This window comes from Mycolicibacterium baixiangningiae, assembly GCF_016313185.1.
GTDB lineage: Bacteria > Actinomycetota > Actinomycetes > Mycobacteriales > Mycobacteriaceae > Mycobacterium > Mycobacterium baixiangningiae.
Genome location: NZ_CP066218.1, coordinates 1,232,254 through 1,246,575 on the forward strand (window position 1 = coordinate 1,232,254; position 14,322 = coordinate 1,246,575).

Annotated in this window: 15 protein-coding genes and 1 tRNA gene; 9 read left to right on the forward strand and 7 right to left on the reverse strand. The window is 69.3% G+C overall.

What is annotated here, in order from left to right:
• Positions 1 to 4 precede the first annotated feature (4 nt).
• From I7X18_RS05780 to I7X18_RS05805, 6 genes are all read left to right on the forward strand, one after another.
• On the forward strand, positions 5 to 1,324 hold the full coding sequence (locus I7X18_RS05780) for an MFS transporter (protein WP_193044140.1): 1,320 nt from the start codon (positions 5 to 7) through the stop codon (positions 1,322 to 1,324).
• Positions 1,321 to 2,469 carry an L-rhamnose isomerase gene (gene rhaI, locus I7X18_RS05785; RefSeq protein ID WP_193044139.1) on the forward strand — a complete coding sequence of 383 codons (1,149 nt, stop codon included), beginning with the start codon at positions 1,321 to 1,323 and terminating at the stop codon, positions 2,467 to 2,469. The genes I7X18_RS05780 and rhaI overlap by 4 nt, the downstream gene beginning before the upstream one ends.
• Positions 2,470 to 2,472: 3 nt before the next feature.
• Entirely contained in the window at positions 2,473 to 4,506 is a 2,034-nt protein-coding gene (locus I7X18_RS05790; RefSeq protein WP_193044138.1) for a bifunctional aldolase/short-chain dehydrogenase, read from the forward strand.
• A gap of 28 nt (positions 4,507 to 4,534) precedes the next feature.
• Entirely contained in the window at positions 4,535 to 5,980 is a 1,446-nt protein-coding gene (locus I7X18_RS05795) for a rhamnulokinase (protein ID WP_193044137.1), read from the forward strand.
• 2 nt (positions 5,981 to 5,982) lie between these two features.
• Complete coding sequence (locus I7X18_RS05800) at positions 5,983 to 6,972, forward strand: LacI family DNA-binding transcriptional regulator (protein ID WP_193044958.1); 990 nt, start codon at positions 5,983 to 5,985, stop codon at positions 6,970 to 6,972.
• 81 nt (positions 6,973 to 7,053) lie between these two features.
• Positions 7,054 to 7,782 (forward strand): 3-keto-5-aminohexanoate cleavage protein, encoded by a 729-nt coding sequence (locus tag I7X18_RS05805; RefSeq protein ID WP_193044136.1) that lies wholly within the window; start codon positions 7,054 to 7,056, stop codon positions 7,780 to 7,782.
• Here the strand turns inward: I7X18_RS05805 and I7X18_RS05810 are convergent.
• Complete coding sequence (locus I7X18_RS05810; RefSeq protein WP_193044135.1) at positions 7,772 to 8,218, reverse strand: cupin domain-containing protein; 447 nt, start codon at positions 8,216 to 8,218, stop codon at positions 7,772 to 7,774. The genes I7X18_RS05805 and I7X18_RS05810 overlap by 11 nt on opposite strands.
• A gap of 93 nt (positions 8,219 to 8,311) precedes the next feature.
• On the opposite strand from I7X18_RS05810, the gene I7X18_RS05815 reads away from it, so the two are divergent.
• On the forward strand, positions 8,312 to 8,731 hold the full coding sequence (locus I7X18_RS05815) for a hypothetical protein (protein WP_193044134.1): 420 nt from the start codon (positions 8,312 to 8,314) through the stop codon (positions 8,729 to 8,731).
• Positions 8,732 to 8,785: 54 nt separating this feature from the next.
• Here the strand turns inward: I7X18_RS05815 and I7X18_RS05820 are convergent, their stop codons facing one another.
• Complete coding sequence (locus I7X18_RS05820; protein ID WP_193044133.1) at positions 8,786 to 9,235, reverse strand: Hsp20/alpha crystallin family protein; 450 nt, start codon at positions 9,233 to 9,235, stop codon at positions 8,786 to 8,788.
• 468 nt (positions 9,236 to 9,703) lie between these two features.
• Between I7X18_RS05820 and I7X18_RS05825 the strand changes: the two genes are divergently transcribed.
• Positions 9,704 to 10,387 (forward strand): ANTAR domain-containing protein, encoded by a 684-nt coding sequence (locus I7X18_RS05825; protein WP_193044132.1) that lies wholly within the window; start codon positions 9,704 to 9,706, stop codon positions 10,385 to 10,387.
• Here the strand turns inward: I7X18_RS05825 and I7X18_RS05830 are convergent, their stop codons facing one another.
• The 3 genes from I7X18_RS05830 to I7X18_RS05840 all read right to left on the reverse strand — a co-directional run bounded on the left by I7X18_RS05830 (position 10,388) and on the right by I7X18_RS05840 (position 11,732).
• Positions 10,388 to 10,618 carry a hypothetical protein gene (locus I7X18_RS05830; RefSeq protein ID WP_193044131.1) on the reverse strand — a complete coding sequence of 77 codons (231 nt, stop codon included), beginning with the start codon at positions 10,616 to 10,618 and terminating at the stop codon, positions 10,388 to 10,390. It lies immediately after the preceding gene.
• A 183-nt stretch (positions 10,619 to 10,801) separates the two neighbouring features.
• Positions 10,802 to 10,874 (reverse strand) — tRNA-Arg (locus I7X18_RS05835).
• A 33-nt stretch (positions 10,875 to 10,907) separates the two neighbouring features.
• Entirely contained in the window at positions 10,908 to 11,732 is an 825-nt protein-coding gene (locus I7X18_RS05840) for an LLM class F420-dependent oxidoreductase (protein ID WP_193044130.1), read from the reverse strand.
• 180 nt (positions 11,733 to 11,912) lie between these two features.
• Here I7X18_RS05840 and I7X18_RS05845 point away from each other — a divergent pair, with 180 nt between their 5' ends.
• A complete protein-coding gene (locus tag I7X18_RS05845; RefSeq protein ID WP_193044129.1) occupies positions 11,913 to 13,010 on the forward strand; it encodes a glutamate--cysteine ligase 2 in 1,098 nt (365 codons plus the stop codon).
• On the opposite strand, the gene I7X18_RS05850 is transcribed toward I7X18_RS05845, so the two are convergent.
• Both I7X18_RS05850 and I7X18_RS05855 read right to left on the reverse strand, forming a co-directional pair.
• Positions 13,007 to 13,738, reverse strand: coding sequence for an anti-sigma factor (locus I7X18_RS05850; protein ID WP_193044128.1), 732 nt, complete (start codon positions 13,736 to 13,738; stop codon positions 13,007 to 13,009). The genes I7X18_RS05845 and I7X18_RS05850 overlap by 4 nt on opposite strands.
• Positions 13,735 to 14,316: a sigma-70 family RNA polymerase sigma factor gene (locus I7X18_RS05855; RefSeq protein WP_193044127.1), complete on the reverse strand. Its 582-nt coding sequence runs from the start codon at positions 14,314 to 14,316 to the stop codon at positions 13,735 to 13,737. Before I7X18_RS05855 ends, I7X18_RS05850 begins: the two co-directional genes overlap by 4 nt.
• Positions 14,317 to 14,322: the final 6 nt, after the last annotated feature.

Sequence of the window (14,322 nt, forward strand, 5' to 3'; positions counted from 1 at the left end):
GGCGATGAAAGTAGGAGCGCGCTCCACCACAGGCTGGAAAGCGACGATCTCCGTCGCGATGTCGAACTACATCGAGGCGGGGTCGATCATCGCGATCGCCACCAGCCTCGGTTTCTGGCAGGCCGAATTCGGCATCAGCAACCTCGGCGTGGGCCTGCTCGCGGCGTTGAGCGCCAACGCTTTCGGCGCCGCCATCGGCGCGATCCTGGGCGGCCCGCTGTGTGACCGGTTCGGCCGCAAGGCGATCTACACCTACGACCTGCTGGTCTACATGGCCGGCGTGCTGGTGGCCGCCTGCGCGGTGAACTTCACCATGCTGCTGATCGCGTTCATCGTCACCGGCATCGCCGTCGGCGCCGGTGTGCCCGCGTCGTGGACCTACATCGCCGAGCAGGCGCCGTCGGTGCAGCGGGCCAAACACGTCGGCACCGCGCAGCTGGCCTGGTCGACAGGGCCGCTGATCGGGTTCGCGCTCGCCGCCGCGCTGGCCCCGCTCGGACTGCTCGGCTCGCGGCTGATCTTCCTGCACCTGTTCGTCGTCGCCGCGATCGTCTGGTGGGTTCGGCAGGGGCTGCAGGAATCGCAGATCTGGCAGGACGAGGGCAAGAACGAGTCGGCCCAGGTCGCGTCGGCGGTGGGGGTCCGCGGGCTGCGTGGGTTGTTCTCGCGCAAGGTCAACATCTCCGCCCTGCTGTTCCTCGGCGGCATCTACCTGTTCTGGAACACCGTCGCCGGTCAGGCCGGCATCTTCATGCCACGGGTCTACGACACCGCAGGCCTGCACAGCGCGGTCCAGCAGAACCTGCTGCAGGTCCTGGTGTGGGGCTGCACGGTGCTCGCCACCTACTTCGGGTTCATGGGGCTCGCCGACCGGATGTCGCAGCGGCTGCTCTATGTCATCGGGGCGGCGCTGGGCATCGTCGGGTGGATCGTGCTCGTCGCGTTCACCGACAACGGCGTCCCGACCATGCTGATCTTCGCGGTGCTGTGGGGTGTCTCGAGCGGTATCGGCGCGCAGGCGTTCTACAGCCTGTGGACCAGTGAACTGTTCGCCACGCCGTACCGCGCCAGCGCGCAGGGCGTGATGTTCTTCGTGGTCCGCACCGCCACCGGCCTGCTGTCGTACTTCTTCCCGACGATGCTCGCCGTGACCGGCCTGACCGGGGTCGGTCTGCTGCTCGTCGGCCTGCTCACCATCGCACTGGTCATCGGTGCGGTGTGGGCGCCGCAGACGCGCGGCAAGACCCTCAAGCAGATCGAGGCCGAACGCTACGGCACACCCGTCGACGCGGGCACCGCCGAGAAAGCAGCTGTCACACCATGAATCCGCTCCTGGACAACCTGGCGATCGAACTGCCGTCGTGGGCGTTCGGCAATTCCGGAACCCGCTTCAAGGTCTTCGGATCCCCGGGCACCGCGCGCACCGTCGAGGAGAAGATCGCCGACGCCGCGATGGTGCACCGGATGACGGGGCTGGCACCCACGGTCGCCCTGCACATCCCGTGGGACACCGTCGACGACTACGCCGCACTGTCGGCCTACGCCCACGATCACGGCGTCGCACTGGGCACCGTCAACTCCAACACCTTCCAGGACGACGACTACAAGTTCGGCAGCCTCACCCACACCGACAAGGCCGTGCGACAGAAGGCGATCGACCACCACCTGCACTGCATCGAGGTGATGAACCAGACCGGTTCGCGTGACCTCAAGGTGTGGCTGGCCGACGGCACCAACTACCCCGGGCAGGGCGACATCCGCGGACGCCAGGAACGCCTCGCCGAATCGCTGGCCGCGATCTACCAGCACATCAGTCCGGATCAGCGAATGGTGTTGGAGTACAAGTTCTTCGAACCCGCGATGTACATGACCGATGTCCCCGACTGGGGCACGTCGTACGCCCACGTGACCGCGCTGGGCGAGCGGGCGATGGTCTGCCTGGACACCGGACATCACGCACCCGGCACCAACATCGAGTTCATCGTGGCCCAGTTGCTGCGGCTGGGCCGGCTGGGTTCGTTCGACTTCAACTCCCGGTTCTACGCCGATGACGACCTGATCGTCGGTGCCGCCGACCCGTACCAGCTGTTCCGCATCATGTTCGAGGTGATCCGCGGCGGCGCACTGGATCCGAAGTCGGGCGTGGCGCTGATGCTCGACCAGTGCCACAACATCGAGGCGAAGATCCCCGGCCAGATCCGGTCGGTGCTCAACGTGCTCGAGATGACCGCGCGTGCGCTGCTCGTCGACACCGAGGCGTTGGCCACCGCGCAGGAGGCCGCGGACGTGTTGCGTGCCAACGAGATATTCATGGACGCTTTCTACACCGACGTCCGGCCGCAGCTCGCGCAATGGCGCACCGAGCGGGGACTGCCCGCCGACCCGATGGCGGCGTACGCCGAATCGGGATACCAGGACACCATCAACGCCGACCGCGTCGGCGGCACGCAATCGAGTTGGGGAGCATAGAGATTGAATACCACCGTCACCGAACTGATCGAACGTTCCAACCGGCTGGGCGCCGACCCGAAGAACACCAACTACGCCGGCGGCAACACCTCCGCCAAGGGCACGGATATCGACCCGGCCACCGGCACACCGGTGGAACTGTTGTGGGTCAAGGGGTCCGGCGGTGATCTCGGTACGCTGAAGGAGTCCGGGCTGGCCGTGTTGCGGCTGGACCGGATGCGCGCGCTCGTCGACGTCTACCCCGGTGTGGAGCGTGAGGACGAGATGGTCGCCGCGTTCGACTACTGCCTGCACGGCCGCGGGGGCGCGGCACCGTCCATCGACACCGCCATGCACGGTCTGGTCGACGCCGCCCACGTCGACCACCTCCACCCCGATTCCGGGATCGCGATCGCGACGGCCGCCGACGGGGAAGCGCTGACCAAGCAGATCTTCGGCGACCGGGTGGTGTGGGTACCGTGGCGCCGCCCCGGCTTCCAGCTGGGCCTCGACATCGCCGAGATCAAACGGGCCAACCCCCAGGCCATCGGAACAATCCTCGGGGGGCACGGCATCACCGCATGGGGTGACACGTCGGCCGAGGCCGAGGCGCGCTCGCTGGAGATCATCGCGACCGCCGAACGCTACATCGCCGACCACGGCCGCAGCGCGCCGTTCGGTGCGGCACTGGAGGGGTACGGCGCGCTGGCCGACGAACAGCGCCGCGCCAAGGCCGCCGCACTCGCCCCGTTCCTCCGCGGGCTGGCGTCGGCCGACAAACCTCAGGTCGGCCACTTCACCGACGATCCGCGCGTCCTCGAATTCCTCGAGAGCAGCGAACATCCCAGGCTCGCCGCACTCGGCACCAGTTGCCCCGACCACTTCCTGCGCACCAAGGTCACACCGCTGGTGCTCGACCTGCCCGCCGCCGCCTCGGTCGAGGACTGCACGGCGCGCCTGGCCGAACTGCACGAGGCGTACCGCGCCGACTACCGCGCCTACTACGAGCGGCATGCCGGAGCGGACAGTCCGGCGATGCGCGGCGCCGACCCGGCGATCGTGCTGATCCCCGGTGTCGGCATGTTCAGCTACGGCAAGGACAAACAGACCGCACGGGTGGCCGGCGAGTTCTACCTCAACGCCATCAACGTAATGCGCGGCGCCGAGTCGATCTCCACCTATGCACCGATCGACGAGGCGGAGAAGTTCCGGATCGAGTACTGGGCGCTGGAAGAGGCCAAGCTGCAGCGGATGCCGACACCCAAACCGCTGGCCACCCGTATCGCGCTGGTGACCGGTGCGGCGTCGGGCATCGGCAAGGCGATCGCCACCCGGTTGGCCGCCGAGGGCGCGTGCGTGGTGATCGCCGACCTCGACGCCGAAAAGGCCACGGCCGCAGCTGAAGAGATCGGCACCAGTGACGTGGCGGTGGGCATCGCCGCGGACGTCACCGACGAATCGGCGGTGCAGGCCGCCATCGACGCCACCGTGCTGGCCTTCGGCGGCATCGACATCGTCGTCAACAACGCCGGGCTTTCGCTGTCGAAGGCGCTGCTGGAGACCACCGCCGAGGACTGGGACCTGCAGCACAACGTGATGGCGCGCGGTTCGTTCCTGGTGTCCAAGGCCGCGGCCAAGGCGCTGATCGACCAGGGCCTCGGCGGCGACATCATCTACATCTCGTCGAAGAACTCGGTGTTCGCCGGGCCCAACAACATCGCGTACTCGGCGACCAAGGCCGATCAGGCCCACCAGGTCAGGTTGCTCGCCGCCGAACTCGGTGAGCACGGCGTCAAGGTCAACGGCATCAACCCTGACGGGGTGGTGCGTGGTTCGGGCATCTTCGCCGGCGGGTGGGGTGCGAAACGGGCTGCGGTATACGGTGTTCCGGAGGAGGAGCTCGGCGCGTACTACGCGCAGCGCACGTTGCTCAAACGCGAGGTGCTGCCGGAGAACGTCGCCAACGCCGCGTTCGCGCTCTGCACGTCGGACTTCTCGCACACCACCGGTCTGCACGTGCCGGTGGACGCGGGTGTCGCCGCGGCCTTCCTGCGATGAGCGCTTGCGCGAAGAGCCGAGAGCCGCGATGACGCGCGGGAAGGTCGCCGCGATCGATCTCGGCGCCACCAGCGGCCGGGTGATGCTCGCCGACATCGGCCCCGATCGCCTCGACATGACGACGGTGGCCCGCTTCCCCAACGACCCGGTGCGGGTGTGGAACGGCCGCCGCGATGCCCTGCACTGGGACATCACCGGGCTCTACGGGCAGGTGTGCTGGGGGTTGACGGCCGCAGCCAGGACAGCCGACGACCTCGTCGGCATCGGTGTCGATTCGTGGGCGGTGGACTACGGACTACTGCGGGACGGCCGCCTGCTCGGCACCCCGCACCACTACCGCGACGACCGCACGGCGACCGGGGTGGACCTCGTACACGCCGCGGTGGACCCCGATGAGCTGTACGGCCGCAACGGAATCCAATTCCTGCCGTTCAACACGATCTACCAGTTGGCGGTGGAACGCGCCGACGGACTGCTCGATTCGGCCGACACCGTGCTGCTCGTACCCGATCTGATCAACTACTGGCTGACCGGCCGCGCCGCCGCCGAGCGGACCAACGCCTCGACCACCGGGCTGCTCGGCCGCGACGGCAGCTGGGACACCACCTTGATGCGCCGAATCGGACTGCGCCCGAGCCTGTTCGGTGACCTCGTCGAACCGGGCAGTGTGCTCGGACCGGTGCAGCCGCAGGTCGCCGCGTCGCTCGGCGTTCCCGACGGCGTGCAGGTGGTGTCGGTCGGATCGCACGACACGGCGTCGGCCGTCGCCGCGATCCCGATGCGGCCCGGGCATTCGGCCTACATCTCGTGCGGCACCTGGGGTCTGGTCGGCGTGGAGTTGCCGGGGCCGGTGGTCACCGCCGAGAGCCGCACCGCCAACTTCACCAACGAGATCGGTGTCGAGGGCCGGGTGCGGTTCCTGCGCAACGTGATGGGCACCTGGTTGCTGTCGGAGACGGTGCGTCAATACGAACGGGACGGTGTGCCCGCCGATTTGGCGGTGCTGCTCGAAGGGGCGGCCACTGCGGCCGCACCAGCGGAGGTCTTCGACACCGGCGACCCGCGCTTCCTGCCGCCGGGAGACATGCCGGCCCGGATCGCTTCGTGGTACCGCGAACACGGACTGCCCGCTCCGCACGGGCCGGCCGAGACGGTGCGGGCCATCGTCGAAAGCCTCGCGGCTGCATTCGCCGCCGCGGTCGATGCGGCCGCCCGGCTCTCCGGTGTGGACGTCGCTACGGTGCACATGGTCGGCGGCGGCTGCCGCAACACGCTGCTCTGCCAGCTGACCGCAGACCGGCTCGGCAGGCCGCTGCTGGCCGGTCCCGTCGAGGCCACCGCACTGGGCAACGTGCTGCTCACCGCGCGCGCCACCGGGCTGGTCGACGGCGATCTGGAAGCCCTGCGCGCCCTGGTCTCCGACCGGTTCCCCGCCACCCGCTACGTCCCGTCTGGTGCAATGGTGTCGTGGTGAGCATGCGGGAGGTGGCTGCTGCGGCGGCTGTCTCCGTAGGCACGGTGTCCAACGTGCTGAACTCACCCGACAAAGTCGCCCCCGCGACCGTCGCCCGCGTGCACGCGGCCATCGAGGAGCTGGGGTTCGTCCGCAACGACGCCGCCCGCCAACTGAAGGCGGGGCGGTCGCGCAGCGTCGGCCTGGTGGTGCTCGACGTCGGCAACCCGTTCTTCACCGACATCGCCCGCGCCGCCGAACACCGCGCCGCCGAACACAATCTGACCCTGCTGCTCGGCACCTCCGACGACGACCCCCGCCGCGAACGGGCCTACCTCGACGCATTCGACGAACAACGGGTGTTCGGGCTGCTGGTGTCACCGATCGGCGACGACCTCGACCGGTTGCGGGCCTCCCGGCAGCGCGGGACTCCGGTCGTGCTCGTCGACCGCGACGGCACCGGCACGCCGTTCGATTCGGTGGCGGTCGACGACGTCGCGGGTGCCCGCCTTGCCGTCGATCACCTCTGCGCCATCGGCCGTCGGCGGATCGCGTTCGTCAGCGGGCCCACCGAGCTACGACAGGTGCGCGATCGGCTGCGCGGTGCGCGCGAGGCCGTCGCCGACGTACCGGGCGCCGCACTGGAGGTCCTCGACACCCCCGCGCTCACCGTGCTCGAGGGCCGCGCCGTGGGGGAGCGGTTGCGGGCACGCCCGGCGCGACGGCGACCCGATGCGATCTTCTGCGCCAACGACCTGCTCGCGATCGGCGTGTTGCAGGCGCTGGCGCTGATGGGCGACATCCGCGTCCCCGACGACATCGCGCTCGTCGGCTACGACGACATCGACTTCGCGCGCTCGGCCGTGGTGCCGCTGACGTCGGTGCGTCAGCCGACCCGGGCCATCGGGACGACGGCGGTGGACCTGCTGATCGCCGCCGCCGAGGCAGGGACCACGCACCGCGCCGAACACGTCGTGTTCCAGCCCGAGCTGGTGACGCGCGATTCGGCCTGACCGCGCACTCGCCGGGTCGCACATCCGCGGTTACGTCGACCTGATCCGGCGGTGCCCGCGGTCTGCGGCCAAGATGGAGCCATGGCCTCGAAATCCCAGACCTACGTCAAGGCGTGTATCAACGGTGCCCGCACCCCTGACCAGCATCCCGACCTGCCCGTCACGCCCGAGCAGCTGGCGGCGGCCGCTCTCGCCGCCCACGAAGCCGGGGCGCAGGCCGTGCACATGCACCCCAAGGGCGCCGACGGGGTCGATTCGCTCGACGCCGACATCGTCGGTGCCGCGGTCGCGGCGGTGCGGCACACCGCGCCCGGGCTGCCGCTGGGGGTGACGACGGGCTTCTGGGCGCTGCCCGACGCCGAACGGCGGTTGCGCGCGGTCGAGAAATGGACGGTGCTGCCCGATTTCGCGTCGGTGAACTGGCATGAACCGGGTGCGGAGGAGTTGGCGCAGCTGCTGCTGAGCAAGGGACTCGGGGTCGAGGTCGGGATCTTCCACGCCGAGGCTGCCGAGTCCTGGGCGGCCTCCGAGGTGGCGCCGCACTGCCTGCGGGTGATGATCGAACTGCAGGGCGACGGCGACACCGACACCGCCGATACGCTGCTCGACATCGTGCGCTCCGCCGAGTCGCCCGCGCCGGTGCTGCTGCACGGTCTCGACGAAAGCTGTTGGCCGCTACTGAAACACGCCGGTCTTCGCCACCTGCAGACACGAATCGGCCTGGAGGACACGCTGCTGCTTCCCGACGGCTCCATGGCCCCGGACAACGCAGCTCTGGTGGCGACCGCTGTCGACCTGCTCAGTCGCTGACGGCGCCCAACGCGAAGTCCGCGAAGTCGAAACCGGGCACCACCACACAGGTCACCAGGGTGGGCTCGTCGTCGCGGGGGCGGGCGCGCTGCCAGTGCCCCGGCGGCACGACCAGCTGCGGGCTCTCCCCGGCCTCGATGTCACTGCCCAGCACATGCGTTGTGGCCGAATCGTGTTCGGGGCCCATCTCGAGAAGCAGGGGGCTGCCGCGGTGGAACAGCCACAACTCGGCGCTGCGCACGGTGTGCCACGCCGACTGCTGGCCCGGCATCAACAGGAACAGGATCGCGGTGCCCGCGCTGCGCGGTCCGGTGTAATCCGGAGGGAGGACGGACTGGGTGACCGTCAGATCGCTGCGCCACGTCTCCCGGTACCAGCCGCCCTCGGGGTGAGGCGACAGATCGAGCCGCTGCGCCCACGCCGGGAGATCGCTCATGCATGCACCACCTTGGTCGAAGTCACCTCAGCGTAGAGATGATCCGCCCGGTGGTCGACGCCGCCGCGCGCCGCCGCACGCTAGTCTCATCGCATGCTGCGTCCCGGCTGGCTGGTCGCGTTGTGTGCGGGGGTGCTGGCCGTGAGTGCGTGGTTGCCGTGGCTGACCACCAGCGCCGACGGCGGTGGACGGGCCAGTGCGATCGGTGGGACGGTCGGCAGCCTGGTGCTCCCGGCCCGGTTCGGCGCCGGGCAGTTGATCGTGCTGCTGGCGTCCGTCCTGGTGGTCGCGGGCGCGATGGCGGCGCGAGGTGTGTCCGAACGCGCGGCTTCTGTTGCTGCCGTGGCGATTTCACTGCTGATCGTCGGGATGACGGTGTGGTATCACCACATCAACGTCCACGACCCGGTGCACGCCGGCTACGGCCTCTTCGTCGGCGGGGGCCTGGCCGTCGCCGCCGTGCTGTGCTCGGTGTGGTCGCTGCTTGTGGCGATGTCGCGCCGTCCCCGGTGACGCGGCGAGGCCGCGGACGGATCGGGTGACCCGCCCGCAGCCTCGATGCGGCCGTTACTCGGCGTCGACGGTCGTGGGCCGGATGGACTTCTGTCCGCCCCCGTGGGCGACGTCGATCTTGCGTGGCTTGGCGCGTTCGGCCATCGGAATGGTGACGGTCAGCACACCGTTCTCGTAGGTCGCCGTGATCGCCGACGCGTCGACGCCCTCACCGAGCGACAGCTGCCGCCGGTAGGTGCCGAAGAACCGTTCGCTGGCGAGCCATTGCGCGGAGTCCTCGGACCGAGCGGTGCGGTGCGCCGAAATGGTGAGTGTGCCGTTGTCGACATTGACGTCGACCGAGCCGGGGTCGACGCCGGGCAGGTCGGCGGTCAGCACGTAGTGATCGTCGATCTTGCAAAGATCCATCGGCATGAACCGGGGTGTGCGGTTCGATCCGGTCTGACTGTTCAGCAAACCCCGGGTCCAGGTGTCCAGGTCACTGAAAGGATCAAAGCGAAGCACAGTAATCCACCTCCTCGTCGATCCCGAGCCCACCACCCTGGCGGGCAGCCGTATCACTGTGCACGCTCAGATTAGCACTCGGTGCGGACGAGTGCTAGTCCGATTTCGGAGAATTTTTACGGAGTCAGGGCTGGTGGGAGGTGTGTGGGTGACCGGGGGCCCGAGCCTGGTCGACGGGAAGCAGCCGGTTCGGACAACCCGCGCATATCGCGCAGGCCCACCCGTCGACCACTCGGTCTCTGGGCGACGTCGGGTCTTTTGGCTGCGGAGGTCGACGGTCGTGCAGCAACGACCGCGAGAAGGTGTCCCCCAGAAGTTCGGGCGGCCTCGCCGGCTCTGGTCTGAACCGACGAGACCTCGACGAGTGTGGTGGTCGACCGCCACACGCGTCTCAGCGCACCATTCCCCTCAGGCGACATCACAAACGTTCTCGGTGTGTGCGCTACCGACATCGGGAAGACTGCACCCATGACCGACCCGCAGACGCACGACCTCGCCATGCGTATGGCGGAGTTGGCGCGCACGCTCGCGCTGCCGCGCGACCTCGAGAAGATACTGTCCGGCGTCACGGCCGCGGCGAAGGATCTGATCCCCGGTGTCGATGCCGCCGGCATTCTGCTCGTCGGCCGTGGGGGCACCTTCGAGTCGGTCGCCCAGGTCACCGACTTGCCGCATCAGCTCGACGAACTGCAGATGACCTACCAAGAGGGGCCGTGCATTGAGGCGGCACTCGACGACGTCGTCGTGCGCACCGACGACTTCCGGGAGGAGACGCGGTGGCCGAAGTACGCCCCGGCCTGCGTCGAAATCGGTGTGCTCAGCGGCCTGTCGTTCAAGCTCTACACCGCCGAGCGGACGGCGGGAGCGCTCAACCTGTTCGGACTCCGTCCCAACGTGTGGGACGGGGATGCCGAGACCACCGGCGCGGTGTTGGCAGCGCATGCCGCCGCGGCGTTGCTCGCGCACCGCGAGGGTGAGCAGTTGAAGTCGGCGCTGTCCACGCGTGACCGCATCGGCCAGGCGAAGGGCATCATCATGGAGCGCTACAAGGTCGACGATGTGCAGGCGTTCGAGATGATGCGCCGGCTCTCCCAGGACAGCAACATGAAGCTGACCGAGATCGCGCAGCAGGTGATCGACACCCGCGGGTGATCAGTGGTGGTGGCCGTGCTTCCCGTGGCCGTGGCCCCGCCCGCGTGGCCCGTCGTCGTACCAGTCGACCCAGCGCGGAGTGTCCACACAGGCGTAGGCGAATCCGTATGGGCCGCTGACGCAGACGTCGGGGCTGGCCGACGCGGGCGCGGCGCCGGCGAGGGCGGCGCCGACGGGCAGGGCGACGGCGATGCCCACCGCGGCGGCCTTGAGAGCAGTCGAACGGAACATGTCTACCTCCGGTGCGCGGACTCGTGCGGAACCCCCCGCTCGGTGTGACACTGTAGTGCCCGACACGGGCTGAAAGAAGACGGGTGGCAGTGGTGTCGGCCACCAAAGCAGCTGGCCGACTGACGCTTTCGTCAAATTGCTTTGCTGTGGCCCCTCGTGAGGATGACGAGCCGTTCCGAAAAGTGCCCCCGGCAGGATTCGAACCTGCGACACCGGCTTTAGGAGAGCCGTGCTCTATCCCCTGAGCTACGGGGGCGGCCGTGGAAGTTTACCGCCCCGCGGCTGACGGTCACCGCAGCTGCGCGATGACCTTCGCGAACGCCTCCGCGTGCGGCGCCTGCACGATGACGTAGGAGATGCCGTAGCGGTCCCGGAACTCGCGCAGCCGGTCGGCCATGTCGAGCGGCGTCCCGGCCAGCACCCCCGGATGCCTCAGCAGCTGGTCGTCGGTGAGCCCGGGCAGGAAGCGACGGGGGATCGTCAGATCCGGCCGTCCCGAGTCGTCGAGCGGCATCGCGGTGATCGCGACGTTGAGCTCCAGCGCGTCGAACCTCTCTCCGGCGGCCTCACGGACGAACGCGATGCGGTCGGCCAGGGGATCGTCGTCGCCGTCGGCCGCCCGGTCACCACCGGTGAGGCCGATGATGTGCGCGTGCCGGGCCGCCACCGTCAGCAGCCGGTCGCCGTTGCCCGCGATCAGCACCTTCACGCCCGGTACGTGGTCGGCGATGTAGGTGGTGGTGTGCTCGAGATGGTCCACACGCTGCCGCGCCGACGGGAACGGCAGCTCGGCGGCCTCGAACTCCTTGCGCACGTAGCCGGCGCCCAGGCCCAGCTCGAACCGGTCACCGGACAGGTCCCGCAGCGCGGCGGTATCCCGGGCCAGCAGAGCCGGACGGTAGAAGCCCGCGTTCAGCACGAACGTCCCCACGTGCAGTGTCGTCGTGGCGGCGGCCGCGGCGGTGAGCACCGGGAAGGGTGCCGGAGCGCCGAGATGGTCCGGGACGTGCAGGACGTCGAAACCGCTGTCCTGCGCCCGTCGGGCGGCCTCCTGCACCTCTACCAGCGACGCAGCCGAATGCAGTCCGACGCCGAACCGGAAATCCGCGACCATTCCCGGATCCTATGCGCGCGGGAAAAATTCGATGTTTGATCGGGGCGGCCAGTGGTTACTAATGATCAGCACGCTTCGCGCCGCCGCGGAGACAACCGAAAAGCCTCACTGAGATCCGGCCCGTCGTGAGTACGCCCGACGGGCCGGATCAATGTTCGCAGAAGGGATCCGCGCAACACCATGGCTGCCCATCCCACCGTCGGAGTCGAAGAGGAGTTCCTCCTCGTCGACCCCGACACCGGCGCTCCGATCGCCCGCAGCCGTGAGGTGGCGCAACACGCCGCCGAGCGCGGCGTCGACCTGCAGCTCGAGCTCACGTCGTGCCAGGTCGAGACGGCGACCGGGGTGGCGAGCAGCATGGCCGACGTGCGCGAACAGCTGACGCGCCTGCGGACCGCGGCCGCCCGCGCCGCCGAGGACAGCGGTGCCCGACTGCTGGCCGTCGCCGTGCCCCCGACCGTCCCGCACGAGTTCCCGGTGACCGACAGCCCGCGGTACCACCGCATCGCAGACCGGTTCGGGATGCTCGCCCGCGAACAGGGGATCTGCGGTGCGCACGTGCACGTCGCGGTGCCGACCCGCGAAGTCGCCATCCGCGTCAGCAACCGGCTGCGGCCGTGGCTTCCCGTCCTGCTGGCGCTCACCGCCAACTCCGCGATCTACCGCAACGCCTACAGCGGTTACGCCAGCTGGCGCCGGATGCTGTGGGCGCGCTGGCCCAGCGCGGGCCCGCCCCCGCACTTCGACTCCGTCGACGAATACGACGCGATGGTGGCGATGATGCTGCAGTCCGGCGCCATGCTCGACGAAGGCCAGGTCTATTGGGATGTCCGCCCGTCGGCCAACTTCCCGACGATCGAGGTGCGCGTCGCCGACGTGCCGGCCACCATCGCCGACACCGTGTTGTTCGCGGCGCTGGTGCGGGGAACGGTGATGACCGTCCTCGACGACGAACGCAGCGGCGCCGGCGTACCCCGCATCTCCGCCCACGCGCTCGACGCCGCGTACTGGCGGTCGGCCCGCGACGGGCTCGATGGGATGGCCATCGATCTCGCCGAATCACACGTCCCGGTGCCCGCGCGCGAACTGCTCGCAGGACTCGTCGACCGCATCGCGCCAGCGCTGCGGGCGGTCGGCGATGAAGAGCTGGTCCGCGACGAACTGGCGCGACTCGACGAGCAGGGCAACGGCGCCATGCGTCAGCGCGCGGCGTGGGGGCGTCGCGGCGACATCGCCGACGTGATCGACGCGGTCGCAGACGCCACGCTGGCCACTTAGGTCAGGGGCAACTCGGCGAACGCCGGAGACGTGGGCCGCTGGGAGCCGCCGGGTGGTTCGACCGTGAACGCCAATGCCTGTGACGCCCCGAGGTCGGAGAGCACGGCGGTGGTCGACGGCGAGATCGCCTTGTCGTCCATCGTGCCCGCCGATTGCGGTCCGTCGGAGCCGACCAGCCACATCTGATACACGGTGCCGGGCTTCGGCGGAGGGACGTCGTTCATCACCAGCACGCCGGCGTCGCGTTCCTTGGAGAACACCACGGTCGCGGTTCCGCCGCCGGGTATCGGACCCGACACGGTCTGGACGTCCGGGGCGGCGAACACCTGATCGGCCGTCGTCGGAGTGACCGACGGGCGCAGGGCCAACCCCACTCCCAGTGCGCCCAGACCGACCACGGCCACCGCGGCGGCCGCCAACACGGCGGTGCGCCAACGTGATTCACCGGCCCGTTGACGGCGCGCGCTGTTCAGGTCGCGCACCGGATCGGCGGCGACCGCGGCGAGCACGCTGTCCCGGAGGTGCGGCGGCGGTTCGGCCGCGGTGGCAGCCGACAGCACCGCCATCGCCTCCCGCACCGAACGGACTTCGTCGGTGAACGCGTCCGCCACCTCGGGTTCGGCGGCGGTGAGCCACCGCTCGATGTCGGCGCGCTCGTCGGTGGACACCGCGTGCAGCGCATACGGGGTCGCGAGGTCGCGGAGGTCGGTATTCATCGGCTCTGTCATGAGATGGCCAGACAGTTCTTCAGTCCGCGGATGCCGTCGCGCATCCGGGATTTGATGGTGGCGAGGTTCGCCGACAGCCGCTCGGAGACCTGGACGTAGGTCAGCCCCTCGTAATACGCCAGCCGGATCGCCTCACGCTGCAGATCGCTCAGCGACGCCATGCAGTCGACGACGCGGCGGCGTTCGTCGAGCAGGATCACCGAGTCGGCGACATGGTCGACGGGTGGGTCGACGGTCGCCGCGCCGTATCGGGACTCCCGCTGCGACGCGGCCTCCTCCGAGCGCACCCGGTCCACGGCGCGGCGGTGCGCCAGGGTCAGCAGCCACGCCATCGGGGAACCGGCCTTGGGGTCGTAGTTGCCGGCCGACCGCCACACCTGCAGGTAGATGTCCTGCGTCGTCTCTTCGCTGTAGCCCGGGTCCCGCAGCACCCGGGCGACCATTCCGTACACCCGCGATCTGGTCCGGTCGTAGAGCGCGGCGAACGCGTCGACATCCCGCTGGGCCACCTGCCGTAACAGTTCGTCGAGGTCAGTGGTCACAAACGGTAGCCTAACCGGCCCTGCCAGGGCGGTCACAGGTAT

Excerpts from the sequence above, each read along its gene's own strand:
- I7X18_RS05815 (WP_193044134.1), top strand. The coding sequence starts at position 8,312 with ATGCTGCGTCCCGGCTGGCTGGTCGCGTTGTGTGCGGGGGTGCTGGCC.
- I7X18_RS05845 (WP_193044129.1), top strand. The coding sequence starts at position 11,913 with ATGGCTGCCCATCCCACCGTCGGAGTCGAAGAGGAGTTCCTCCTCGTC.
- I7X18_RS05810 (WP_193044135.1), bottom strand. The coding sequence starts at position 8,218 with ATGAGCGATCTCCCGGCGTGGGCGCAGCGGCTCGATCTGTCGCCTCAC.
- rhaI (WP_193044139.1), top strand. The coding sequence starts at position 1,321 with ATGAATCCGCTCCTGGACAACCTGGCGATCGAACTGCCGTCGTGGGCG.
- I7X18_RS05800 (WP_193044958.1), top strand. The coding sequence starts at position 5,983 with ATGCGGGAGGTGGCTGCTGCGGCGGCTGTCTCCGTAGGCACGGTGTCC.
- I7X18_RS05780 (WP_193044140.1), top strand. The coding sequence starts at position 5 with ATGAAAGTAGGAGCGCGCTCCACCACAGGCTGGAAAGCGACGATCTCC.
- I7X18_RS05840 (WP_193044130.1), bottom strand. The coding sequence starts at position 11,732 with ATGGTCGCGGATTTCCGGTTCGGCGTCGGACTGCATTCGGCTGCGTCG.
- I7X18_RS05825 (WP_193044132.1), top strand. The coding sequence starts at position 9,704 with ATGACCGACCCGCAGACGCACGACCTCGCCATGCGTATGGCGGAGTTG.
- I7X18_RS05830 (WP_193044131.1), bottom strand. The coding sequence starts at position 10,618 with ATGTTCCGTTCGACTGCTCTCAAGGCCGCCGCGGTGGGCATCGCCGTC.
- I7X18_RS05805 (WP_193044136.1), top strand. The coding sequence starts at position 7,054 with ATGGCCTCGAAATCCCAGACCTACGTCAAGGCGTGTATCAACGGTGCC.
- I7X18_RS05850 (WP_193044128.1), bottom strand. The coding sequence starts at position 13,738 with ATGACAGAGCCGATGAATACCGACCTCCGCGACCTCGCGACCCCGTAT.
- I7X18_RS05795 (WP_193044137.1), top strand. The coding sequence starts at position 4,535 with ATGACGCGCGGGAAGGTCGCCGCGATCGATCTCGGCGCCACCAGCGGC.